Origin of the sequence: Proteiniphilum sp. (assembly GCF_040307845.1) — a bacterium.
In the GTDB taxonomy this organism is placed as follows: domain Bacteria; phylum Bacteroidota; class Bacteroidia; order Bacteroidales; family Dysgonomonadaceae; genus Proteiniphilum.
Genome location: NZ_JAWRIS010000039.1, coordinates 46,248 through 71,355 on the forward strand (window position 1 = coordinate 46,248; position 25,108 = coordinate 71,355).

22 protein-coding genes are annotated in these 25,108 nt (G+C 44.1%); 9 read left to right on the top strand and 13 right to left on the bottom strand.

The window, feature by feature from the left end; translation table 11 throughout:
• Window positions 1–148: 148 nt before the first annotated feature.
• From ABV001_RS10085 to ABV001_RS10095, 3 genes are all read right to left on the bottom strand, one after another.
• The gene (locus ABV001_RS10085; protein ID WP_352422683.1) at window positions 149–2,002 is read right to left on the bottom strand and encodes a 4-hydroxy-3-methylbut-2-en-1-yl diphosphate synthase; all 1,854 of its coding nucleotides are present in this window, start codon (window positions 2,000–2,002) and stop codon (window positions 149–151) included.
• An 83-nt stretch (window positions 2,003–2,085) separates the two neighbouring features.
• Window positions 2,086–2,466, bottom strand: coding sequence for a VOC family protein (locus tag ABV001_RS10090; protein WP_294081774.1), 381 nt, complete (start codon window positions 2,464–2,466; stop codon window positions 2,086–2,088).
• Between the two features lie 278 nt (window positions 2,467–2,744).
• Complete coding sequence (locus tag ABV001_RS10095) at window positions 2,745–3,470, bottom strand: MBL fold metallo-hydrolase (protein WP_352422684.1); 726 nt, start codon at window positions 3,468–3,470, stop codon at window positions 2,745–2,747.
• A 213-nt stretch (window positions 3,471–3,683) separates the two neighbouring features.
• Here ABV001_RS10095 and ABV001_RS10100 point away from each other — a divergent pair, with 213 nt between their 5' ends.
• The 4 genes from ABV001_RS10100 (at window position 3,684) to ABV001_RS10115 (ending at window position 7,969) form a co-directional block, all read left to right on the top strand.
• The gene (locus ABV001_RS10100) at window positions 3,684–4,367 is read left to right on the top strand and encodes an MIP family channel protein (protein WP_352422685.1); all 684 of its coding nucleotides are present in this window, start codon (window positions 3,684–3,686) and stop codon (window positions 4,365–4,367) included.
• A gap of 209 nt (window positions 4,368–4,576) precedes the next feature.
• Window positions 4,577–5,434: an enoyl-ACP reductase FabI gene (locus ABV001_RS10105; protein WP_352422686.1), complete on the top strand. Its 858-nt coding sequence runs from the start codon at window positions 4,577–4,579 to the stop codon at window positions 5,432–5,434.
• Between the two features lie 104 nt (window positions 5,435–5,538).
• Window positions 5,539–6,147, top strand: coding sequence for an L-threonylcarbamoyladenylate synthase (locus ABV001_RS10110; RefSeq protein ID WP_352422687.1), 609 nt, complete (start codon window positions 5,539–5,541; stop codon window positions 6,145–6,147).
• Window positions 6,148–6,223: 76 nt separating this feature from the next.
• On the top strand, window positions 6,224–7,969 hold the full coding sequence (locus ABV001_RS10115; RefSeq protein ID WP_352422688.1) for a S41 family peptidase: 1,746 nt from the start codon (window positions 6,224–6,226) through the stop codon (window positions 7,967–7,969).
• Window positions 7,970–8,033: 64 nt separating this feature from the next.
• Here the strand turns inward: ABV001_RS10115 and ABV001_RS10120 are convergent, their stop codons facing one another.
• The 10 genes from ABV001_RS10120 to ABV001_RS10165 form a co-directional block, all read right to left on the bottom strand.
• Entirely contained in the window at window positions 8,034–8,396 is a 363-nt protein-coding gene (locus ABV001_RS10120; protein ID WP_352422689.1) for a hypothetical protein, read from the bottom strand.
• 44 nt (window positions 8,397–8,440) lie between these two features.
• Window positions 8,441–9,427, bottom strand: a complete 987-nt coding sequence (dusB, locus tag ABV001_RS10125) for a tRNA dihydrouridine synthase DusB (protein ID WP_352422690.1) — start codon at window positions 9,425–9,427, stop codon at window positions 8,441–8,443.
• Window positions 9,428–9,494: 67 nt separating this feature from the next.
• On the bottom strand, window positions 9,495–9,851 hold the full coding sequence (locus tag ABV001_RS10130; protein ID WP_352422691.1) for an arsenate reductase family protein: 357 nt from the start codon (window positions 9,849–9,851) through the stop codon (window positions 9,495–9,497).
• A gap of 146 nt (window positions 9,852–9,997) precedes the next feature.
• Window positions 9,998–12,088 carry an alpha-L-fucosidase gene (locus ABV001_RS10135; RefSeq protein ID WP_352422692.1) on the bottom strand — a complete coding sequence of 697 codons (2,091 nt, stop codon included), beginning with the start codon at window positions 12,086–12,088 and terminating at the stop codon, window positions 9,998–10,000.
• 83 nt (window positions 12,089–12,171) lie between these two features.
• Window positions 12,172–12,588 carry an EamA family transporter gene (locus tag ABV001_RS10140; protein WP_294081718.1) on the bottom strand — a complete coding sequence of 139 codons (417 nt, stop codon included), beginning with the start codon at window positions 12,586–12,588 and terminating at the stop codon, window positions 12,172–12,174.
• 10 nt (window positions 12,589–12,598) lie between these two features.
• The gene (locus ABV001_RS10145) at window positions 12,599–13,531 is read right to left on the bottom strand and encodes a siderophore ABC transporter substrate-binding protein (protein WP_352422693.1); all 933 of its coding nucleotides are present in this window, start codon (window positions 13,529–13,531) and stop codon (window positions 12,599–12,601) included.
• Between the two features lie 128 nt (window positions 13,532–13,659).
• Window positions 13,660–14,418: an iron ABC transporter ATP-binding protein gene (locus ABV001_RS10150; RefSeq protein ID WP_352422694.1), complete on the bottom strand. Its 759-nt coding sequence runs from the start codon at window positions 14,416–14,418 to the stop codon at window positions 13,660–13,662.
• Complete coding sequence (locus tag ABV001_RS10155) at window positions 14,415–15,365, bottom strand: iron chelate uptake ABC transporter family permease subunit (protein WP_323424469.1); 951 nt, start codon at window positions 15,363–15,365, stop codon at window positions 14,415–14,417. The genes ABV001_RS10150 and ABV001_RS10155 overlap by 4 nt, the downstream gene beginning before the upstream one ends.
• A complete protein-coding gene (locus ABV001_RS10160; RefSeq protein ID WP_352422695.1) occupies window positions 15,362–16,270 on the bottom strand; it encodes an ABC transporter permease in 909 nt (302 codons plus the stop codon). The genes ABV001_RS10155 and ABV001_RS10160 overlap by 4 nt, the downstream gene beginning before the upstream one ends.
• Before the next feature lie 250 nt (window positions 16,271–16,520).
• Entirely contained in the window at window positions 16,521–17,243 is a 723-nt protein-coding gene (locus ABV001_RS10165) for a GntR family transcriptional regulator (protein WP_352422696.1), read from the bottom strand.
• 118 nt (window positions 17,244–17,361) lie between these two features.
• Between ABV001_RS10165 and ABV001_RS10170 the strand changes: the two genes are divergently transcribed.
• The 5 genes from ABV001_RS10170 to ABV001_RS10190 all read left to right on the top strand — a co-directional run bounded on the left by ABV001_RS10170 (window position 17,362) and on the right by ABV001_RS10190 (window position 25,088).
• Complete coding sequence (locus tag ABV001_RS10170; protein ID WP_502929871.1) at window positions 17,362–19,101, top strand: class I mannose-6-phosphate isomerase; 1,740 nt, start codon at window positions 17,362–17,364, stop codon at window positions 19,099–19,101.
• Window positions 19,102–19,112: 11 nt separating this feature from the next.
• Window positions 19,113–20,276, top strand: coding sequence for an MFS transporter (locus ABV001_RS10175; protein WP_352422698.1), 1,164 nt, complete (start codon window positions 19,113–19,115; stop codon window positions 20,274–20,276).
• Window positions 20,266–21,357, top strand: a complete 1,092-nt coding sequence (locus ABV001_RS10180; protein ID WP_352422699.1) for an ROK family protein — start codon at window positions 20,266–20,268, stop codon at window positions 21,355–21,357. Before ABV001_RS10175 ends, ABV001_RS10180 begins: the two co-directional genes overlap by 11 nt.
• A gap of 112 nt (window positions 21,358–21,469) precedes the next feature.
• Window positions 21,470–22,327, top strand: coding sequence for a hypothetical protein (locus ABV001_RS10185; protein ID WP_352422700.1), 858 nt, complete (start codon window positions 21,470–21,472; stop codon window positions 22,325–22,327).
• A gap of 13 nt (window positions 22,328–22,340) precedes the next feature.
• Window positions 22,341–25,088 (top strand): GH92 family glycosyl hydrolase, encoded by a 2,748-nt coding sequence (locus ABV001_RS10190; protein ID WP_352422701.1) that lies wholly within the window; start codon window positions 22,341–22,343, stop codon window positions 25,086–25,088.
• Window positions 25,089–25,108: the final 20 nt, after the last annotated feature.

Consider the following 25,108-nt stretch of genomic DNA (forward strand, 5'->3'; position numbering starts at 1 on the left):
TCAGCGAAAGCGGGTGCAATATTACTGCTTTTTTCGCAAATTTCCAAAAGAAATGCCAATAATCATTTTATCTTTAAACATATCCTTTCCTGAATGCAAACATATCTTATGCCCCTTCTTCTAAAACGGGGGTCCTTGCCTCTCCTGATCAGTTCCTTTCAGGTTCAATCCAGTCGCCATGGTCTTTGATCAACTGGATCAGGCGTTCTACAGCTTCTGCCTGGGGAATATTTTTCTCTACCAGTTCCTTCTTCCGGTAGAGTGATATCTTTCCATGTTCGGCCCCTACATATCCGTAATCGGCATCGGCCATCTCACCGGGTCCATTCACAATACAGCCCATCACCCCTATTTTCAAGTGCTTGAGATGAGAGAAATGCTGTTTTACCAAAGCAACAGTCGTCTGCAAGTCGAATAATGTCCTTCCGCAACTGGGACAGGAAATAAACTCGGTTTTGCTTGTCCGCACGCGTGCTGCCTGCAAAATACCGAAAGCATACGCATCGAGATCGGTAATATCTATCTGCCCCTGATTACTTATCATAATTCCGTTACCGAAGCCATCGAGGAGAACAGTACCGAAATCCACGCCGCCTTTCACCTGAATATCTTCTGCCTCATCTTCGGCATAATTCCGCTGAATGATGACCGGCACGCGGCAGCCTGCATTCAATAACGCATGAAAGAAAGCCCTTTGTTCGCCTACACCGTTCTGATGACCCGTAGTAAGAATCACCGCTATTTTGGGCGTCTCCTTCAGGAAAGCCATCACCTCATCCGAAAGGTCGGGATAGGAAATCCTTAAAAACTTCACTTCTGCGTTGCAATCGTTTATTTTATCAAGGGAGTCGCCCGTAAAGAGCGGAAAATTATCTATCCTCTCTTCCCAATAGGGATAATCGATAATAGATTTCATTCCCTTCGGGAAGTTAACCGGCATACGGTTTCCCACATAAATATAATCGGGGATGAAATGTGGATTGATCGACATGTCATCGATTTTACTCCTGTCGGATATTACCACCGGTAGATATTCTCCACCGATATTCCAGACACTGTCCGTTTCACGGCGGTCTGTGGAATAGGGAGAGAAGCCGGGATAAGCACGGCCTTCTATTGGCGTATGCCCGTTTCTCAGGTTTACATAATCCACCAATTTCCTGGCCACGGGCACTTCCGCTTCGGGGTCTTCGCTCAACGAAACACGGATGGTGTCCCCCAGACCGTCGCTCAACAGGGCACCGATGCCCACCGCCGACTTCATCCTACCGTCCTCTCCGTCTCCGGCTTCGGTCACTCCCAGATGGAGCGGGAAATGGATATCCTCCTTGTCCATAGTGGCGACTAACAGACGTACGGCATTGGTCATCAACAAGGTATTGGAAGTCTTCATCGATATCACTATATCGGAAAAATCTTCTTCCATGGCGATCCGCAGATATTCCATACAGGATTCCACCATCCCTTCGGGGGTGTCACCATAGCGGCTCATGATGCGGTCCGACAGGGAACCGTGGTTCACGCCGATACGCACGGCCGTTCCATGTTCCTTACAGATACGCAGAAAAGGAACTACCTTCGAACGTATTTTTTCCAGTTCCTGTGCATACTCCTCATCGGTATACTCCAACTCGGCAAAAGTTTTTTGTTTATCCACGAAATTACCGGGATTGATACGTACTTTCTCGGCGATGGTGGCTGCCACCTCCGCCGCACGGGGATTAAAATGAATATCGGCCGACAGGGGGATGGTATATCCCTTATCCCTCAGTTGCTGATGTATCTCCCGTAAATTATTGGCTTCGCGTACACCCTGCGTCGTCAGGCGGATCAGGTCGGCACCGGCAGCGATGATGCGTTCGCACTGCGCCACGCTGCCCTCGGTATCGAGCGTATTGGTACTGGTCATCGTCTGCACGACAACCGGATAGTTTCCACCCATGACTAGATTTCCCACATGTACATCGATGGTAGGGCGACGCTTGTAATTGAAAAAATCCATACTCTTAAGAGACAAAATTAAAAACCCAAATGTTTCAACGCATTTTTTTGAACGGAGAAAAACGCCCGGGAATATTTTACTGATTACTTCTGCAAAGGTAATACTTCAATCCAGTATCCGTCGGGATCAATGATAAAATAAAGCCCCATTGTATGATTTTCGTAACACACACAGCCCATTTCCTTATGGAAAGCCCTCGTCTCGTCATAATCTCCTTCCACACGGAGACACAGGTGCTGCTCGTTATCACCCATATTGTAAGGCCTGTCCCAATCGCGCAGCCATGTGAGTTCGAGTGTAAAACCCGTCACCCCATCACCCAGATAGACCAGTATATAGGATCCGTCGGATGCTTCTTTACGGCGGACCTCTTTCAGGCCCAATGCCTTGTCATAAAATTCAATACTCTTTTGTAAGTCAAATACATTGATGTTGTAATGATCGAATCTTGCTTTTATTTCCATAATTTTCTAATTTTTTAAATTGTTGAATTGTTGCACTGTTGATTGAGAAGTGGAGAAGTGGAGAAATTGAGAAGTTAAGAAGTTAAGAAGTGGAGAAGTGTGGAACTTTTTTCAATTTTCAATCTTCACTACGTAGACTTTCCGTCATCGCTCAGCATAGTACAAACAAGTTTGCTCTGCCCTCGTTCTTAAGAAAATTCACTCTTCGTTCTTGCATCTTGGCTCTTGGTTCTAGATGTCTTGACTCCAAAAGTCTTTACTCTTTGTTCTTTATTCTTTTAATCAAACGTAAAGGATTGTCCCGGGTGCGATAACGGCAGACATTGACAATCGTACCGTGCCGCAATCTCTTCGAACCGATTCACTTGATCATAATTCTCCCCAAAGTGCATCGGCAGGAAAAGGTCGGTTTTTATACGTGACACAAACTGTTCCGGCCCCCGCATAAATTCCTTTCCCAACCGGGGATCAACGGGAAACATCGCCAGATAGAGACGATTAGTCTGTTCCGCCAACAATTCCAGTTCACATAGATAATGATTTTCATAAGAAAGTGCCTCTTCCGCACTTACCTCCTCACTCCAGTGCCAGTTGTTCAGGTCGCCGGCATGAAAAAACTGCCGTTTATTGTATTCTATTAAAAAGGAACCTCCGGCATCCGTCGACCCAAATGCCTTTATCATAAGTCGCTGGTCGCGATATACCTCTTCTTTTTCAAGATAGAGGGCATCCCCCGCTTTTGAAACCCCGGTCTCCAACAACTCCCTGGAGAAGATATACCGGATATTCTTCTTCCGTTCCCTCCAGGAGAGAATTTCGGGATTAAAATGATCGTAGTGCGAATGCGAACACAACACATAGAGCTCCTCCTCTTTATTGAGCAGCCAATCTCTCACCCATTCCGAACCATCTTCACGGGGCACATCCTTATAATAATCGAAGAGTATTGAAAACCCATCGAATTCAATCAGATAGCAACTATGATATATATAAGTGATTGTCATAACTGAAATTACTACCATTAATAACAACTAAGCCGACAAATGTTCAATAGGTTTCACATAAAATTTGGTAAAAACAGTAAAACGCATTCTCCAGGAAGGAAGAAAAGAAATATGTGGAATGACTCCACAATTTCTAATCTGATTCGTAATTTATTACAAATTAATTTCTTTCTTTGCAGAGTAATGTATATTTTACTAAAATATCAAAAAATAATGAAGAAGTATTTAGCAGAAATGATCGGTACGATGGTACTGGTATTAATGGGCTGCGGTGCAGCCGTGTTTGCAGGGGCAGGGCAGCCTTTTGATTCCGTGGGTACGTTAGGCGTTGCGTTTGCATTTGGCCTTTCGGTAGTGGCAATGGCTTATGCCATCGGTAGTATTTCGGGATGCCATATCAATCCGGCCATCACACTGGGAGTATTCCTTTCGGGCAGGATGAGCGGTAAAGATGCCGGCATGTATATGATCTTTCAGGTGATCGGAGCTATTTTAGGATCTTCCATCCTCTGGTTTTTGGCAAAAGATTCCGGTTCCACCACCACCCTCACCGGAGCCAACGGTTTTGCCGACGGGCAGATGAGTGTGGCCTTTGTAGCCGAGACGGTGTTCACTTTCATCTTTGTACTGGTTGTACTAGGAGTGACTGCCAAGAATGGCCTGAATAAATTTGCAGGTCTGGCTATCGGTCTGGCATTGGTATTGGTGCATATTGTTTGTATTCCCATTACAGGAACGTCTGTAAATCCCGCCCGCAGTATAGGCCCGGCTCTTTTTGAAGGAGGTGCGGCATTATCCCAACTATGGTTATTCATTGTAGCCCCATTACTTGGCGCTGCAATAGCGGCTGTTGTCTGGAAAGGAATTACAGTAGAAAACGACGCAGTAAAGGCATAATCATTTATCCGAAAAATTAAGGAAAGAGAGTGGGTCAAATAAGGTTCACTCTCTTTTTTGCGGGTATCGAGAACTTATTTCCTCACTAAACGTTTAATTATTGCACAGTTTTTGTAAATTTGCGCAGTTTTTCGAAAATAAATCACAGCAAGCATAATAAAAGTTCCGGAACAATTGATTTTTTCCGGAGAATCAAAATTGAAAAAATTATGAGTTACAATTTATTAAAAGGTAAAAGAGGCATTATCTTCGGAGCACTGAATGATCAGTCCATTGCCTGGAAAGTCGCTGAAAGAGCTGTTGAAGAAGGTGCTACTATCACGTTATCCAACACTCCGGTTGCAGTCCGCATGGGAGATACAAACAAACTGGGAGAGAAACTCAACGCCGAGATCCTTCCGGCAGACGCCACCAATGTGGAAGACCTCGAAATGGTATTTTCCAAATCGATGGAGATACTGGGAGGGAAAATCGATTTCGTGCTCCACTCCATCGGCATGTCGCCGAACGTCCGCAAAAAAAGGACCTACGATGATCTTGACTACGATATGCTGGCAAAGACCCTTGACATTTCAGCCATTTCATTCCACAAGATGCTGCAGGTAGCCCGCAAATTAGATGCTGTTGAAAGGGGCGGATCAATGCTCGCTCTTACCTATGTAGCTGCGCAGCGTGTTTTTTATGGCTATAACGACATGGCAGATGCGAAAGCGTTGCTCGAATCCATCACACGCAGTTTCGGATACATCCTTGGACGAGACAAAGGGGTACGCGTGAACACCATCTCGCAGTCGCCCACCATGACCACCGCGGGTAGCGGAGTAAAAGGGATGACCGACCTGATGGATTTCTCCGAGCGGATGGCTCCCATCGGAAATGCCGATGCCGACGATTGTGCCGATTATTGTATCGTGATGTTTTCCGACCTCACCCGCAAGGTCACCATGCAAAACCTTTACAACGACGGAGGTTTCTCGAGCATGGGCATGAGTCTGCGCGCGATGAAGCAATACAGCAACGGACTGGATGAAAATCGCGATGAAAACGGCAATGTGATTTACGGGTAAATATCACCGTAACGTTGAATAAATTAGCTTCGATCGACAAGGTTGAAGCTATTTTTTTATGTGTCTGGGTCATAATCCATTTTTATCATGTATATTTGCATGTTATGCTTCTAAAATTATATAATGAGAACCCGAATCCCCGGGAAATAGAGAAAGTGGTTTCCACCCTTCGTGACGGAGGTATTGTCATCTATCCTACCGATACACTGTATGGTATGGGGTGCGACGCGCTGAACGTACGGGCGGTAGAGAGGATATGCGGCCTGAAAGGGATCAATCCCCAAAAAAGCAATCTGTCGATCATCTGCAACGATTTGAGTGTGATCAGTGAATATGCAAAAGTAAGCACCCCCGTCTTTAAACTGATGAAGCGGAACCTGCCGGGCCCGTTCACCTTTATTTTGCCTACCACCTCCTCCTTACCCAAAATCTACAAGAACAAGAAGACTGTGGGTATCCGTGTGCCCGACAATAATATTATCCGGGAAATTGTGGCACAGCTCGGAAACCCGGTGCTGAGCACATCCGTAAAGGATGAAGATGATGAAATGGAATATACCACCGATCCCGAATTGATCCACGAAAAATGGGGAGAAATCGCCGATATCGTGATCGACGGCGGATTTGGAGGAATTGAACCTTCCACGATAGTCAATTGCACTTCCGACGAACCGGAAATCACCCGGCAAGGCAAGGGAACGTTAAATTTCTAAGATTTGACAAATAGTAACCAATTCTTTCCTATTTTCGCAGTCTATCATTTTAAATAATAGCACAAAAACCTCCATTATGAAACGATTATTTCTCATTTTTCCGCTTATTGCCACACTGATGTTTGTGGTTTCATCCTGCGACTCCAAAGATACTCAGGATACTTCCCTGGGAGATGTCGTTTCAGTTACTTATGACGCGACAAGCCAATCGTTTGTTGTAAAATACAGTAAAGGAAGCGAAAAAAGCTACCCGGCGGTCATAGATAATACCGTAGACCCTCCAACAGCAGGTTATGCGCTTGATGATAAAACTTATCTATATGCGGCCGATGCAACTGTCAGCGGGAATGCGACTATTTCACAAGATATAAATATTGTCACCCAGTTTGTGTATGACGGAATGTCTACTTATTATTACTGGGCAGATTACATAACAAGCAAAGAACCAAAACTTACCGATGTCGATCCGGAAAATTATTTCTATAAAATCCTGCATCCCACAGATACCCAGAAAGGATGGTCATGGATCACAGATGATGTGAACGGGCTTTTAGCCGGATTTGAAGGTGAATCGCTGTCATTTGGATATGATCTGAGTTTCACCATGATCGGAAACGATGTGTTCGCGATCATTAAATATGTATATCCCAATACACCGGCTTCGAAAGCAGGATTACAGCGGCTTGATTGGATAGGAGAACTGAACGGGCAACCTATTACGACTGTGCAAAGAGGCGGGAACACCTATATAAGTGACCAATCAATCAATCTACTCTATGGCAATAATAGCGTCACATTCTCCACCTATAAACTATCAGGGGATCAGATTATACCGGATAAAGAGGTTACTATTACGCCTGATAAAAGTGCCAAAAATCCTGTTCTTTACGACAATATTTACACTATAGGAGATAAGAAAATCGGATACCTATTTTATACCAATTACTACGATAATTATAATTATCGCTTGTATGAAGTTTTCAGCCAATTTAAACAGTCTGGCGTAACCGATTTGGTGTTAGATTTGCGCTATAATACCGGAGGATCTGTATCTTCTGCAATTTATCTGGCTTCCCTGATAGCGCCAAAAGCTATTATAGAAGACAAGTCTCCCTTTGTTGTCATGGATTACAATGATCTATGGAATAGTCTGTTCGACCAATGGTATAAGGAGGCAAAACCGGCCGACAAATACAAATATGACAGAAAAGATTATTTTGGCACTTTTGACTCCTCCAAAGATAAAAATCCGCTAGATGCTAATCTCGATTTAAGCAAAGTATATATCATCGCGACAGGTGGATCCTATTCAGCTTCAGAACTCACATTATTCTGTCTGGAGCCCTATATGGATGTGGTGCACATCGGGGGAAACACAGGAGGAAAATATACGGCATCATGGACTGTTCACGGGTATGACGACGAACTCGGAATGCCAGTATATGACGAAAAGAAACTTTCATCTTCCGAAAAAACACAATTGAAAAACTGGGCCATGCAACCCATCGTAGCCATGTATGCCGACAAGGATAGTAAGAATTTCAGCAATCCCGGATATTTAGCCCCCGACCATAAATTGAACGAAGGGTTTGGTTATATTGACTACTGGACTCCTATAGGCGATACGAAAGATGTATTATTGGGACAAGCGTTGTACCTGATCTCAGGAGATGCCGATTATCTTCCCGTACAACCTCGGTCAACACGCAGCATGCAAACGAAAGATATCATGGATTCCCGTGATATGGCTAAACCTGTTATCATAGATAATGTGAAACTGACCGCGGATGATTTCCAAAAGCTCCGGGAATTACGAAAATAAAAACATCCCACAAAAGGATGGTAAAAAAATAAAGAGGCTCCGAAGGTCTCCTTATTTTTTATTGTTAGTTAGCCCATAACGGGCGTTTCTTTATCCTATCGTTCTCGATCGCATCATATTTGATATATTGATCACGTTCGAGAATCTTTTGCAGTTCCACATCGCGTTTCTTTTTCAGTTTCTCAATACGTTTCTGCTTTTTACATAGAAAACAATTCTCGGCTTTGTTCACTTCCTTCAGAAAATGCAGTTCCATTTCCTTCAGTTCTTTCGCCTGCGCATCATCAAAACCAATGAGTTTCTGCATGGAAGCCACTTTCTCTTCAACACTCCTCTCCAAAGCATCTTCCACAAGGGAGGACTGTTGAGCGGAGAGCCCTGCAACGACCAACATTAATAGTGCCAAGATTAAAATTTTCTTCATCATATTATTTTATGTTTTTCAGTAAGACTAACACAGTTTAAAATTGTTTAATCCACCTGATATTTCTCCGGAATCTCATCCATGATAGCGAATAATTCTTTAAGGGTACTGGCACGGAGCATGGCAATGCGTGTGGGTTTGAAATCGGGGATGCCTTTGAACAAAGGTGTAGCTGCCAGATGACGGCGCATGTGAAGGATTCCACGTGTTTCGTCAATCCGTTCCACACTTTCGAGTACCTGCCTTTTGAGGACATCCAGATACCAGCGGAAAGGTTCTTTTGGGAGGGGTTCACCGGTCTGCAGGTAATACTTCATCTCCCTGAATATCCACGGTGCACCAATGCTTCCACGGCCGATCATCACGGCATCCACGCCGGTATCGTCGAAACGTTGCCTACACTGTTCTACCGTAGTCACATCTCCATTGCCGATAATGGGGATATGCATGCGGGGGTTATTCTTCACCTCCCTGATCAATGTCCAGTCAGCATCTCCCTTATACATCTGAGAGCGGGTACGACCGTGGATGGTCAATGCCACGATGCCACAATCCTGCAACCGTTCCGCCAATTGTACAATAATCCTGGAGTTGTCGTCCCATCCCAGGCGGGTCTTGACTGTGACCGGTTTATTGACCGCTTTCACGACCTTTGCGGTGATATCGAGCATCACATCAGGCGTACGCATCATCCCCGACCCGGCACCCTTCCCGGCGATTTTCTTTACCGGACAGCCAAAATTGATATCGATCAGGTCGGGATCGGCTTCTTCACAGATTTTGGCAGCCTCCACCATCGCATCGGGGTCACTTCCGTAGATCTGTATCCCAAGGGGGCGCTCTTCCTCACTAAAGAATATTTTCTCCTTGGTTTTCTTTATATCCCGGATAAGGGCATCACTCGATACAAATTCAGTATAGACCATATCAGCCCCGAACTGCTTGCACAGCAATCGAAAACCTATATCGCTCACATCCTCCATCGGAGCGAGGAATACGGGATTATCCGGAAATTCTATATTCGCGATCTTCATTTGTTGACTCTCTTACGCCGATTCTCGTTTTGGCACGGTGGTTTCATCGAATTTCTCCACCCACGCCTCACCCGAGCTTCGCTTTCCACTCTTTATCGTTAAAGCCGACCAGCACAAAGTCATCGGCCACGACAATAGGACGCTTTACCACCATACCGTTCGAAGCCAGAATATCGAGCAGTTCATCACGTGAGGCCGTTTTCACCTTCTCCTTCAAATTTTGTTCCTTGTAAACCAAGCCGGACGTGTTGAAAAAACGGTTGATGGGTAATCCGCTCCTGTCAATCCACAGCGAGAGTTCTTCCCTGGTAGGATTCTCTTCTACAATGTGTCTTGAAGTTACTTCCACATGATTTTCGTCCAACCATTTGGAGGCTTTGCGGCAAGTGCCGCATTTAGGATACTGTATGAATAATGGGGACATTTCTTTTTAATTACCAATTATTAATTACCAATTACCAATGAATCAACAGGACACAGTTCCCGTATCCCAAATTAAAAGTCTTGGTTCTTGATTCTTGATTCTGAAATTTATATACAAAGATAATCAATGAGATGCGAATTTTAAAATTAACGGAACATGACATTGATATTGTTCAATCGCAGGGGAGATACATTCGAAGGGGAATCGGCGGAACGGATGGAAATTTGGTGATCGACTCCTTTCCCCAAGGGGACAGAAGCAAGCTTCCGGGTATAGACCGTCCACTCATCCAATGGGGTGATGCCATAAGAAAATTCCTTTTCAAAGCCGTTATAATATTTAATGATCAGCTGATTACGCCCTTTTTTTAGCGGTAACAGGACGGTCTCTTCCTGTCGCTTGACCCTGTCGGGCGAAAAATGTGCTGTGACATACTCCCCGTTGAGCAGGATATAAACAGCATTGCCACTTTCGATCTTCACAGCGACAGTCTGTTCGTCCGTTGATTCTATTTCCTGCAGGAAAACAACACTTGCACGCTGTAAGATAGATTCTGTATAACTCTCTCCGTAATGGAACTCATCCACTGCTTCCCACCGCGAACCGGCTCTGTTTACATCGACCCGCTGTATGCGTTCTTCTTCCACGTTACCAAACACACCCCTACCCGGTTTTCTGTACAGATTACCCCATTTCACACTGTTCCCGGGCAATCGGACCGTTTCTGATGCATCTGCTTCCAATGTGACCGGGTGTCTCCGCCCGTCAATCTCCAATTCTATCCTTCTCCCTCTTTCATTTTCTGTGAAAGTAATTTGCGGAGAGACGGATGATTTCCGAGAATAGAGTATCCAATCATAACCGATCACACTTTTGTAGCCGGCATAATAATTGAGACTCGAATGCCCATATAGGGAGGCAGCATTCCGGGGAGTTAAGATCCCGTTCGTCACAATCGACGGAGGAATAATGGTATACCCGTCCTCAAACATAATTTTCAACACGGGAATGTCCTCTCCGGAGGATACAGTGGAGAGATCGATTTCCAATTCTCCTTTGTTTTGGGTGTAAGGCAGTTGATCTCCAGATGCCAGTTGTGTCACCCCCTTCACTTTGCCATTGAACCCGGATAATTCGATCTTGCCCGACTCCGGTATGTTTTCGACAAAGGCAAACAGACGATCTTCTTTCGTAGTGATGTCACCCCAGGCAAATGTTTGATGAAACGGATTGGCACGGACTCCATAAATAGCTTCACTATTGGCTTTTACCCAATCGCCGATGTTGAGTAATACCTGCTGCTCAAACTCGACCACGGAACCATCCCCCCTTGGGCCGATATTGAGTAGGAAATTCCCTCCCCTGCTGATCACTTTTACAAGACTCTCAATCTTTTCCCTTACTTTCGGTTGTACTTCACCTCTTTCTTGCCAGGAGCGGTACCCCCAGGTCTCATCGAACATGGAAGCAGCCGTCTGCCAAGGCACACCGATCTGGTAATCGGGATATTCGTTATCGGCCATCACCGAGAAGTCCACATAATCGTTCCCCAGGCGGCCACTGATCATACATTGTGGTTGCAACCGGTTGACCAGTTCATACAACCCTTTACTTTGTCCGGGTGTCAGCGAACCCATATCGAACCAAATCTCGGAGAGAAGGCCATAATGGGTCATAATTTCCTCCACCTGCTTCAGGTTGAACGCATAATGTTCCGGCGTAAGCGGATCGGCATTATGACTTGAAATGGGATAAGCCTGCGGGAAATGCCAGTCGATCAGTGAAAAATAAACTCCGAAGGCAATCCCACCCCGTTCACATGCTTCAGCCAGTTCTTTCATCAAGTCCCTGCCATAAGGGGTAGTATCCACAATATTATAATCAGTATAAGCGGAATGATACATGCAAAACCCGTCATGATGCTTGGAAGTAAAGACAATAGATCCCATGCCCGCCTGCTTTGCCAGTGAGACAATACTGTCAGGATTCCATTTGACGGGATTAAACTCATTGGCTGTGTTACCATACCAGTCACTGAAGATACCAGCGAACGACTGGATCTGTTCACTGTAACCCCGCCTGACCGGCTCACCTTCATATACCCCCCCGTACACGGAATATAAGCCAAAATGGATAAACATGGAGAACTTGCGGTCGAGCCATTGCTGCGAAGGCTTCTCCTGTGCAGAAAGTAAAACAGCACAGCAGCAAAGGATCAGGGTTATTTTCAGTTTCATACGATAATCAGTTTTGAAATAATGCTGTTGGCATCAAGTGTCAAATCAGTCTGATGCAAAGATAATGATTATCGCCTTATATCTTATTTCACGACCAGCAGCAATGTTCCGGCTACGATCAGTACCGCGGCGATAGTCGTACGCAAAGTGATGGTTTCACCCAGAAAGATAGCTGCCAACAGGATAGTCAGGACGATGCTGAGTTTATCCAGCATGGCAACCTGGGTGACATCTCCGAGTTGTAGTGCCTTGAAATAAAAAATCCAGGAAAGGCCGGTAGCCACTCCTGAAATAACCAGAAAAATAACGTTGTGCCGCGAAAGGGTATACAATCCTTTGGTTTCACCCCGACTGAAAATAATCAGCCAGATCATGATCAGGATGACAATGGTACGGATACCCGTTGCGAGATTGGAATTGACATTCGCTACGCCTACCTTGGCAAAGATGGCCGTAAGCGCAGCGAATAAAGCGGATAGGAGAGCATATACCCACCACATATTTTATTTTTTAGAGTGCCTGCGATATTTCGTCTATCATCATGTTCACAGATGCAATTCCACCACCGGCAAGATACCACACTTCGGGGTTCAGGTAGAAGATTTTCCCGTTTTGAGCGGCGTTGGTTTGTTTCACCAACTTATTTTCCACCTCATCCTTGTCCATGACACCATTTCCTACAATCATACTCCGGTCGACAATAAAAATAACATCCGGATTGGCTTTCTGTACAAATTCACTCGATACGGGAGTTCCATGAATCTGTGTACCTAACCCTTTTTCGGCTTCCTTGAAACCCAGCACATCATGGATAATACCAAAACGTGAACCGCTCCCATAAGCGCTGAACCGTCCCCTGTTGTGCAGCAGGATAAGCGCCCTATCGTCCGAAGTATCTATCTTTGCTTTCACTTCTTCTACTTTCTTTACGATCCCTACATACGCCCGGTCTACTTCATCCTGCTTATCGAAAATCCGTCCAAGATCATCCAGATTGGATTTAAAAGCACCAAGGAAATCGGTCGTGCCCATCACGGTAGGATATATTACAGGAGCAATGGCTGAAAGGTCGTTATAAGAATCGGCCAGTCTTCCCCCGATAATGATCAGATCGGGCTGCAGTTCATTGATCTTTTCAAGATTGACCTCCACCACAGTACCTACATCCGCTATGGAAGGATCATCTTTATATTTACTCAGATGACTCGGCACTCCCGATTTAGGAATGCCGACAGGCTTAATACCCAGATAATCGAGATTTTCCAAAGCAGAAAAATCAAGCGCTACCACTCGCTGCGGGTTTACGGGCACTTCTACCGTACCCAAAGAGTGTGTTACCGTAACAGTCTCACCTGTTGCCTCTTTCTGTTTTTGATTACCACCGGTACAACCGGACAGGGCGACAATGGCGCCCAACACGAAAAGGAATATTTTTGTTTTCATAAAAATTTAATTTAATAATTTACTAATATGCCAATGTGCCAATTATCTTCTCCTAGTTACTACTCCCAGTCTCGAATCTTGGTCCTTGGTTCTTGGCTCTAAAAGTCTTTATTCTTTACTCTTTATTCTTACATAAAATAATTACACACTTTCTTACTATTAAACTCCGTAACGGAGATCTTTATGTCGAACACATCCTCTAACACTTTCTCGTTGATAATGTTGTCGGTTGTGTCGCAATATTTTACTTTTCCATCTTTCAGGGCGACAATATAATCGGAATAATGTGATGCAAAATTGATGTCGTGCAACACGATGATGATAGTTTTCTTCCATTCATCCGCCAGTCGCTTCAAAGTCTTCATTGTCTGCACCGAATGCTTCATATCGAGGTTATTCAGCGGTTCGTCGAGTAACACATAGTCCGTATCCTGCGCTACCACCATCGCCATATAGGCCCTCTGTTTCTGTCCCCCGCTCAATTCGTCGATATAGGCATCTTTGATATCTTCCAAATCCAAAAAATGGATTGCCCTATTCACTTTTTCATTGTCCTCATCGGTCAGTTTGTCCTGCGAATAAGGAAACCGGCCAAATGACACCAATTCCCGCACCGTCAGTTTCAACCGTACATGATTGGACTGTTTAAGGATGGAAAGCCGTTGTGCCAATACCTTGTTCTTATAGTCCGTTACATTTTTTCCATCCACCATCACCACACCGCCGTCTTGTGCCAGCAACCGGCTGACAATGGAAAGCAGGGTACTCTTCCCGGCACCGTTGCTCCCGATCAGCGAGGTGATCTTTCCAATGGGAAATTGCAGGTCGACACCATCCAGCACAATTTTCCTGCCGTAATGTTTCGATATATCTTTTATTTCAATCATAGTTTCCTTACTCGTAACAATAAAAACATAAAATACAATCCCCCCACAAGATTGATAATAGCACTTACCGGGATAGAGAGATGAAAGAGCCGCTCCATTACAAACTGCCCACTCAACAGGGTGACGGCAGTAACCAGGCAACAGGCGGCAATAACCACATCATGCCGGTGCGTTTTGAATAATTCATAGGTGAGATTGGTCACCAGCAAACCCAGAAAAGTAATCGGCCCGACCAAAGCGGTGGAGACCGAAACCAGTATAGCGATAATTACCAGGAACAGCTGGACCATACGGTTGTAATTCAGTCCCAGGTTAATCGCCTGATCCCTCCCCAACGCCAGCACATCCAAATACTTGGCAGTACGGAAGCCAACAACCAGTAGCACCGCCAACACTCCCGCGGAAGGCCATAGCAGATCACGGTTAATCTTGTTGAAGGTAGCGAACATCTTTCCCTGCACGATAAAATAATCACTCGGGTCAATCAGCAACTGCATAAACGAACTAAGGCTGTTGAACAAAGTTCCCAGTATAATCCCCACCAATAGCAACAGGTAGAGGTTATCCTTCCCTTTCTTGTATATCAATATATAAAGCAGGAAGGCAAAACCTATCATCCCCAGCACCGACAACAGAAAATTACCCCAGCCGGAGAGTACCTGAAAAGTCAGATCGCCATACATGAAGACGATCAAGGTCTGGATCAGCAGGTAGACCGACTCAAACCCCATGATGGAGGGAGTGAGTATCCGGTTGTTGGTAAGAGTCTGGAAAGCAACGGATGAGTATGCCACACAGCAGGAAACAACAATGATGGCCGCCACTTTTACACCTCGTAGGCGTAGTGCGAACTCCCAATTGCTTCCCATATTATAGAACAGGTAGAGGGTAACCGCTGCTAACAGCAACAGGACCGTGATCAGAAAATTCTTTTTTATCCCCTTCATCTCTTCCTTATGATCAATATGAGAAAAATAATTGCCCCGATAATACTTACCGTCACGCCGATAGGCACTTCATAGGGATAGATCACGATCCGTCCGGCAATATCGCACAACAACAGGAAGATAGCACCCGACAAGGCCACCAACGGCAATGTCTTCTTCAGGTTATCCCCAAAGAGGAGGCTCACCACATTCGGCACGATCAACCCCAAAAAGGGGATAGCTCCGGCAGTGATCACCACGGCACTTACGGTGAGCGACACACAGAAAAGGCCGATATTCATGATTGCCCTGTAATTCAATCCCAGGTTCCTGGAGAAATCCTCCCCCATTCCCACTACGGTAAACTTATTGGCATAGAGGTAAGTGATGATGATGGCGGGCAAGCTAAGATAGATCAACTCGTATCGTCCCTGCAGGATACCCGAAAAATCACCCATCATCCATGCATTGGTATCCTGTACGATATTCATCCTGACAGCGAAGAAGGTAGATATCGACCCGATGATCCCGCCGAACATCAATCCCACCAACGGCACAAACACCACATTCCGGTAACGTATCTTCCGGACAATAGCCAGGAAAATCAAACTGGCAATAAATGTAAACAGGAAAGCGAACAGCATCTTCAGGGCAGCTCCTGCGGTAGGAATAAAAATCAGGAAGATAAGCAACCCCATCTTGGCCGCCTCAAGCGTACCGGCAGTAGTGGGGGCCACGAACTTATTCTGCGTCATCTGCTGCATGATCACCCCCGATATGCTCATCCCCACTCCCGCCAGTATCAATGCAACAGTCCTGGGAATCCGGCTGATGGAAATCAGAGCCATAGAGATATCTGCCACCCCCACGAACAGGGATACCACCGCACAGACAAGCAAAACAAGTGTAAGAATAAGCGTTCTCAAATAACCTCCTTTATATCATCGATACAAAATCACATAACCTCATGTTCCACAACATGGTTGTCATGGAAAACGATAAAAAGCTGATTTTACCAAGGTACAAAGGTACAAGCCGGTGTTGTTCCTCACAATAGCAATAATTAGGTATTCACACATCCATTTTTACCTTTTACTTACCATTAATGAGTATTTTTTGCGCCAGTCAGGATAGGTCTACCATAATGGAGGAAGAAATAAGGAAAGTCCCGATGGATTATATACCATTACGGACAGATTCTATTTTATAGGTAAATGAGTCTGCTCGATACCAACCGATATTATACTCTATGGGTAGTCCGTTTGTATCACTCACTGCCCGTTTCCGGATCAATATGGGATCACCGGTTTCAATCTCTAATTTTGACGCGATAAAATTATTGGCAGGGGCAGCGCTTATTTCTTCTTTTGATGTTTTTACTACAATGTGATAGTCATTTCTAAGAATCTCATAGAGCGGCCTATTGAAATTTTCCGTTCCGTCTAAAGGGATTTCAGGATTAAATTCGGAAACAAAATAAACAAACGGGAAATTCACCTTTCCCCTAAGCCTCTCTATGCGCCACACCTTAGTATTCTCCGGAATGGAAAAAAAGGATCTTGCTTCATCACTGGATATCTGTTTACTTATATGGAATTCAAAGTTTTCAATTTCCACACCTAAAACTTTCATTTCCTGAGAGAAGCTTAACCAATTAGTCGCTTCACTATAAATATTTTTCTCCGCAACCCTTGTCCCTACGCCTCTTTTGCGAATAAGAAGTCCTTCACTGACCAGCGTATTGATGGCTTGTCTCAGCGTATTTCTGGACATTTTCAATTGTTCAGACAATTCAACCTCGTTAGGAAGCAGCCTACCGTCCCTGAATTCATCCTGCTCTATCAACCTCCTGAGATAGAGCTCAGCTTGTTTGTGCAGAGGTAGTTTATTATAACCCATTTTTCCGGCAAAGGAATGAAAAATAAAAAAATATTCAAAATAATTTGGTGTTATTTATTTTCTTTTATACATTTGTCGCATCTATATGTTCAAACAAATATCCAACATGTTCAATCATATGCAAGAAAATAAGTCTAAGTATGACAAATATCCTGCCACTTCCATAGAAAAGGGTACCCTCGTGAAAGGCTGGAAAAATATTTTACAACAAATCACTCCGGAGACTGGCAACAACATAATCGTTATTGAATGTTACACCGGCATTTATTACGAACAACTTCTCTCTTATTTCAAAAATATACCACATGTATTCTTTATGGATACTGCCCAACTTTTCAGGTCGGAAAATGAAATTCTTCGAATCACTGAAAATTTTATGAAAGAAGATATTCTGTTCGGCTACCTGAGTAATTTATCCATCGTAGATTATTTTGATAAAGAGAAAATATTGGCTGTTAATCAGGAAATAAAATCCATACAAAAAAACGGAAACATCGTTTTATTTGGTTACGGAAGCTCGTGTATTACTAAACCGGATATGCTGGTGTATGCCGATATGCCCCGCTGGGAAATACAGCAAAGGATGCGAAGAAATGAAGTGGCAGGTCTGGGCGTCGATAACAAAAACGAAGCATTTTCCCTTCAATATAAGCGGGGTTATTTCAATGACTGGAGAGTATTGGACAAGCATAAGAAGACATTGTATAAACAGGTGGATTATTGGCTGGACAGCACCGGAGAAGTACCAAAACTTATCGACAAAAAAACTTTTTTTGAAGGTATAGAAAAAACGGCGAATAAACCTTTCAGGGTAGTCCCTTTCTTTGACCCCGCACCTTGGGGCGGACAATGGATGAAGACGGTCTGCGACCTGGACAAATCAGTGACAAATTTCGGCTGGTGTTTCGATTGTGTTCCCGAAGAAAACAGTTTGTTATTTGAGATTGACGGAGAGACTTTTGAGATGCCATCGGTCAACTTAGTACACCTAAAAGCCAAGGAGCTATTGGGAGAGCCGGTAGAAGCCCGGTTTGGTCAAGACTTCCCTATTCGTTTCGATCTTCTGGATACCATGGAAGGAGGAAACCTGAGCCTTCAGGTGCACCCTACCCTCCAATTCGCAAAAGATAACTTCGGATTACCCTACACGCAGGACGAAAGTTATTATATGATCGAGGCAAAAGATGACGCGGTTGTATATCTGGGGATGAAAACAGGTATTGACGGTAAGGCCATGATCAATGAGTTGGAAAATGCGAATAATAACCCGGACTTCGGTTTCGATGATAAAAAATACATCCACAGCATTCCTGCAAAGAAACATGATCATTTTCTGATTCCCGCCGGGACGATCCATTGCTCCGGTAAAAACTCGTTAGTATTGGAAATCAGTGCCACTCCTAACCTGTTTACCTTCAAACTATGGGATTGGGGGCGACTCGGATTGGACGGAAAACCAAGACCCATCAATATAGACAGGGGGAAACAGGTCATTCAGTGGGACAGGGATGCAGAGTATGTCACATCCCAATTGGTAAATCAGTTTGAGGAGGTAGCACGAAACGATGGATGGATGGAAGAAAGAACCGGTTTACACCCGACGGAGTTTATAGAAACAAGAAGGCATACCTTTACAGGACCAGTGCAACATATGACCAACGATTCGGTCAACGTGTTGAATCTGGTAGAAGGAGATGAGATCATTGTGGAAAGTCCGGATAGCCATTTTGAACCCCTTGTTGTGCATTATGCCGAGACATTTATTGTGCCGGCTTCGGTAAAAGAATATACCATCAGGCCCCATGGTAAATCGGCAGGTCGGAAATGCGTGACCATCAAGGCAAGCGTCAGATTTTAAACAGATACAAGATGAACAGCGACAGAGCAAATTCAGGATGGCTTCCTAAAGCAGCTGTATTTTTCGGCTTCTTCATTATGGGATTTGTGGATGTAGTGGGTATTGCCACCAATTACATCAAGGTCGATTTTGATTTATCGAGCACCCTTGCCAATACCATTCCCATGATGGTATTCCTATGGTTTGCTGTTTTTTCCATTCCGGCAGGGATACTGATGGGACGGATCGGTAAGAAAAAGACGGTTCTGCTCTCCCTTACCATCACCACCGTGGCAATGATCATACCGTTTATCAGTTACACTTTCCCCTCAATTTTGTCAGCCTTTGCGTTACTGGGTATCAGTAATACCATCCTGCAGGTTTCACTGAATCCCTTGGTAGCCGCCATGTTTACAAAGGAGAAAACGGCGAGTGTGCTGACTGCCGGCCAGTTTATCAAAGCTATATCCTCACTATTGGGACCTATAATCGCGGGAGCAACAGCCAACTATTTCTCAGACTGGAAAATGACTTTCGTTATTTTTTCGTTTAGCTCCTTACTCTCCGTTTTATTATTATTATTCTCTAAAACAGAAGAGAAGGGATTCAAAAGCAGGCAGGCCTCATTCAAAAGTGTATTGACTCTCTTAAAAGATAAATACATCTTGTATTGCTTTCTAAGTATCCTGTTTATTGTCGGTCTCGATGTGGGAATAAACACTTCGGCACCTGAACTACTTATGAAAAGGATGGAATTGGATTTAAGCCGTGCAGGACTGGGCAGTAGTGTGTATTTTGCGGCGAAAACCACGGGTGCTTTCGCGGGTGCCCTGCTCCTTCTAAAATTTTCTCCTCTACGTTTTTTGAGATCATCGCTCATTATAGCCATTCTTGCTTTTGCGGTGTTGATATTTGCCCAAAATCTCTGGGTGGCGCTGATCCTGATATTCATCATCGGGTTTACTTGCGCCAATGTTTTCTCGATAGTATTCTCATTCGCATTGCAAAAGGACCAGCAACGTTCCAACGAGATCTCAGCACTGATGATCATGGGCGTTTCGGGCGGAGCCGTTATTTTACCTCTCCAGGGACTGATGAATGATAATTTCGGATTAACAGCCGCCCTGTCCGTCCTTCTTTTTTGCCTGATTATAAATTTACTACTCACCAATATTTTCAAAGAAAATGTACCATAGAGATAAAAGATCCGTATTAACCCTCGATGCGGGAGGAACCAATTTTGTGTTTTCTGCCATAAAAGATAACCGGGAGATCATTGACCCGGTAGAACTTCCGGCATATCCTGACGATTTGCATCAATGTTTACATTCTATTGTCACCGGGTTCAAGGAAGTAATGCAAAGAATAGATAACACTCCTGCGGCCATCAGTTTTGCCTTTCCGGGTCCTGCTGATTATGAGAATGGTATTATCGGGGACCTGCCCAATTTCCCCGCCTTCAGGGGAGGAATTGCATTGGGTCCTTATTTAAGAGAAAAATTTGGCTTACCTGTCTTTATCAATAACGACGGGAACCTTTTCGCCTATGGTGAAGCCCTTGCGGGGACATTACCCGAGATTAACAAAGAGTTGGAAGCTACAGGAAATTCCAAGCGATACCGTAACCTGCTCGCCGTAACCCTTGGTACAGGTTTTGGTGGCGGTGTGGTAATAGATAACAAGCTTTTAACGGGTGACAATGGCTGCGGAGGTGATGTCTGGTTATCGGCAAACAAATATGATAACCATCTTATCGCCGAAGAGGGTGTAAGTATCCGTGCCATAAAACGGGCATACCGTGAATTATCGGGAGATGAATCAAACCTCTCTCCTAAAGAAATATTTGACATTGCCGAAGGTATAAAGGCCGGTAACCGAGAAGCCGCCATCCAAAGCTTTGAAAGGCTGGGAGAGATTGCCGGTTTCACTATTTCGGAATCACTGAATATTGTGGATGGAATAGTGGTCATTGGGGGTGGGATTGCGAATGCGCAGAAATACATCCTCCCGGCGATGGTCAAAGAAATGAACGGGATCAGAAAAACCGTCAATGGAGACATCTTCCCCCGATTGCAAATGAAAGCTTACAATCTCGAAGATGAAAACGAAAAAGCGATCTTCCTGAAGAATGAATCAGAAAGCGTGACAATTCCCGATAGTTACAAAACCGCCATATATCATGCGGTAAAGAAGATCGGAGTAAGCACAAGCATGCTAGGAACAAGCAGAGCCATTGCCATTGGGGCATATAATTTTGCACTGAATCAGTTATCCTAAACCATAAAATATTCCGGAAAATACAAATAAACAACAACCGGGAACATCAAGATACTGAGTTCAAAAATATTATATAAAACGCATAGAACCATAAATTCAAAAAACAAAAACAATGAAAAACGTATGTAAAGTTATTGGATGTATTTCATGTATGTTGCTTATGTTCTTTTCTTGCGAGAAAAATGAAAGTATTCATCATGATGCTAAAGTAATTCTCGATAAATTACTTTTTTCAGGATATACCGGCGATACGGTCAGAGCTACTGTAACATATGGGAACTCCGATATAAAGAAACTGGTAATCACAAAATGGGTAAATGGAGAACAAATTTCCGGATACGAGATAAATGTTCCGGTAAACAATATGTCGGATACCTATGAATTCGAACAGGAAATTGAAGTGGGTGACGAAGAAGGTACATTGATTTACACTTTTAGCGGATATTCGGTAGAGAATAAATTGATTGATGCTTCAGACCTGGCTATTTCGGTGACATTGACCGATTTTGGACGGTTGTCAAAATTTGATTGGAATTTGACCGAACAAACAACAAATGGTGACGACACCACAATGGATGCCATGTTAGACAATGTGTACCGGTTAAATAATGATTTGAGTTGGGAATATGATTGGGGTGATCCGGCAGGAGCAGGGTTGGATGTCTTAAATCAGTACTGCGCATGGAAGTATATCGGAACAGAGTTAAAAGCAGATTCTGTTTATTTGATAAGATTTGGATTCTTATCCACTACGCCTACTATTGACAAATATGAGATATTGAGGTTAGATGATGCCAATTTATGGATACAAACCTTTATGGACTTGTCGTGGCTGGGCGATCCTTACACAGAGGAAACTCCGGTTGTTGAAAAATATGTAGCCATTCCCAAATCGTCCAATTTTACTTCTTACAGAGGCGAAAATCCTACAAATTACAGTTGGGCTCCTTGTACTCCAGGCAATTACTAAATAATCAAGTTTTATGAGCAAATACATATTCATCCTATTTATGTTTGTCGGATACAGCTTTTGCCTGTTTGCAGGGCCTGATAATATCACACCTTCAGCCAGAGTAACGGTATCTTCCGAAAAGAACGCCGAATATTCGGCACAAAAAGCGGTGGATGGACTGATAGGTATCGAAAATCAGGGGGAATGGGCTTCGGCAAGCGGACAAACGTCCTGGGGAGCGATTGATTATCCGTGGATCAAATTAGAATGGGAGAAACCGCAAAACATCAATCGGATCATACTGTACGACCGGCCGATACAACAAAGTCATATAGCGGGCGGCACTTTACATTTTAGCGATGGTACATCTATTTTCGTCAATCAGATTCCTAACGACGGGAGGCCAAAGGCAGTCAATTTTCCAACCAAAAAAGTAACGTGGGTAAAATTCGAAACTACCGACGGCGACGGATTAAATATCGGGTTGTCTGAAATTGAAGTATATCCAGCTCCTGAGGATTACATCGATTATGTTTCAAAAGTGGACCCATATGTGGAATCAGCTCGCGGACGTTATTTCTTCTTTGTGACAGGAAGCCGTCCGTTCGGCATGATCAGCGCCGCCCCAATGACCCGTAATAAGAATCAGTATGGAGGCGGTTATAATTATAATTCACTGGAAATACTCGGATTTCCCCAGATACACTGCTGGATGTTATCGGGTATCAGCCTGATGCCGACTACCGGTGATATCAATCCTATATTAGGTGAGCAACACTGGAAATCTGCATTTTCACATGACGGTGAAATTGTACAGCCGGGATATCATCGGGTATTTTTAGAAGATTACGGCATTTGGGTGGAACAAACCACAACCGACAGAGTGAGTTATTATAAACTTCGTTACACGAAAGACAATACCTCAAATGTATTGCTCAATTTAGGCGGATATCTGGCAACCACAACAATGAATGATTGTCGTGTTACCAAAGTGAGCAATACCGAAATTGAAGGCTCAGTGAATACCACCGGACGTTTCTGGGGAGGGCCCGATAATGTGAGAATATTTTTTGTCATGGAGTTCGACAAACCATTTCAGCAATTAGATGCGTGGGATGATAAAGAAATCCTCAAGAATATCACATCCCATCAGGGGGTAAACCAAAAAACAGCCCGGAATGCAAATGAAAGTTACTATGATGCTCCTACCTGCGGTGTCAGCGCCATATATGATGTAAAGGCCGGTGATGAAATTCAAGTCAAATTTGCCATTTCTTACACAAGCATAGAGAATGCCCGCAAAAACATGGAAAGTGACCGGTTTGGTTGGGATTTCGAAGCTGTCAGGGAGGATTCACGACAAGAATGGAATGATTGGCTTGGACGTATCGATGTAAAAGGGGGCACATATGAACAACAAATTAAATTCTATACCGACTTATGGCATGTATTGCTTGGAAGACATAAGCTGGATGATGTTTCGGGCGATTATCCCGATTATACCCAAGGTGAACGGGTTGGGAATGCCACTATCAATGCCCAGTTAATTGTGCGTACATTACCCCAAAAAACTGACAGTTCGGTTCGTTTCCATATGTATAACTCCGACGCCTTTTGGTTAACACAATGGAACCTGAATATCCTTTGGGGACTGGCCTGGCCGGAAGTGTTGGATGATTTTGCCGCCTGTCTTGTCCAGTATGCCGATAACGGCGGATTACTGCCCCGCGGCCCCAATGCCGGCGGATATTCCTATATTATGACAAGCTGCCCGGCAACCAATTTGATCACAAGTGCCTATCAAAAAAACATGCTGACCAAGACAAAACCCGAAAAGGCATACGAAGCAATAGTCAGGAATCATAAACCGGGCGGAATGATCGGCCCCGTAAAAGAAATTGATTTTTACATTAAAAACGGATATTATCCCGGCAATGCCGGAATTACTATCGAAGCGGCGTTTCAGGATTGGGCACTGTCTCAAATGGCTGCCAGAATGGGTAAAAGAAAGGATGCAGCCTATTATTTGAAACGCTCCCAGGGTTGGACAAAATTATTCAATCCCGAACAGAAATTACTCTTTCCGAAAGATGAAAAAGGAGAGTGGATAACATCGGATCCGTTAAGTAATAAAGGTTGGGTTGAAGCCAATGCCTGGCAGGCTACATGGGGAGTATCGCACGATATTCCCGGATTGGCCCGGTTGATGGGAGGAAATGACCTGCTGTGTGAAAAATTGAATTATGCCTTTGAACAGTCTGAAAAAGATGATTTCATATTTGGATACGGCAGCGGATATGTGAGTTATGCCAATCAACCCGGATGTTCAAATGCACACGTCTTCAATCTGGCAGGTCATCCATGGCTTTCCCAATATTGGGTAAGAAAAGTCGGAGCACAGGCTTACGGTGCAATTACACCCGACCGGGGATATGGAGGTCATGACGAAGATCAGGGACAAATGGGAGGCGTAAGTGCTTTGATGGCACTGGGATTATTCAGTGTGCAAGGAACCAGCACTCAAAATCCTTCGTATGAGATTACAAGTCCTGTATTTGATGAAATTACAATCAAACTTAATCCTACATACTATAGAGGAAACGAGTTTAAGATCAGGACATATAACAACTCAAAAAAGAACTGTTTCATCCAGAAAACACAACTGAATGGGAAAGATTACAACAAATATTGGATCGATCACAAAGATTTTGGAGCCGGAGGATATTTGGAGATCTGGCTGGACTCAGCACCCAACAAAAACTGGGGAACAGAACAATAATTTTTCACTTAGTATATATC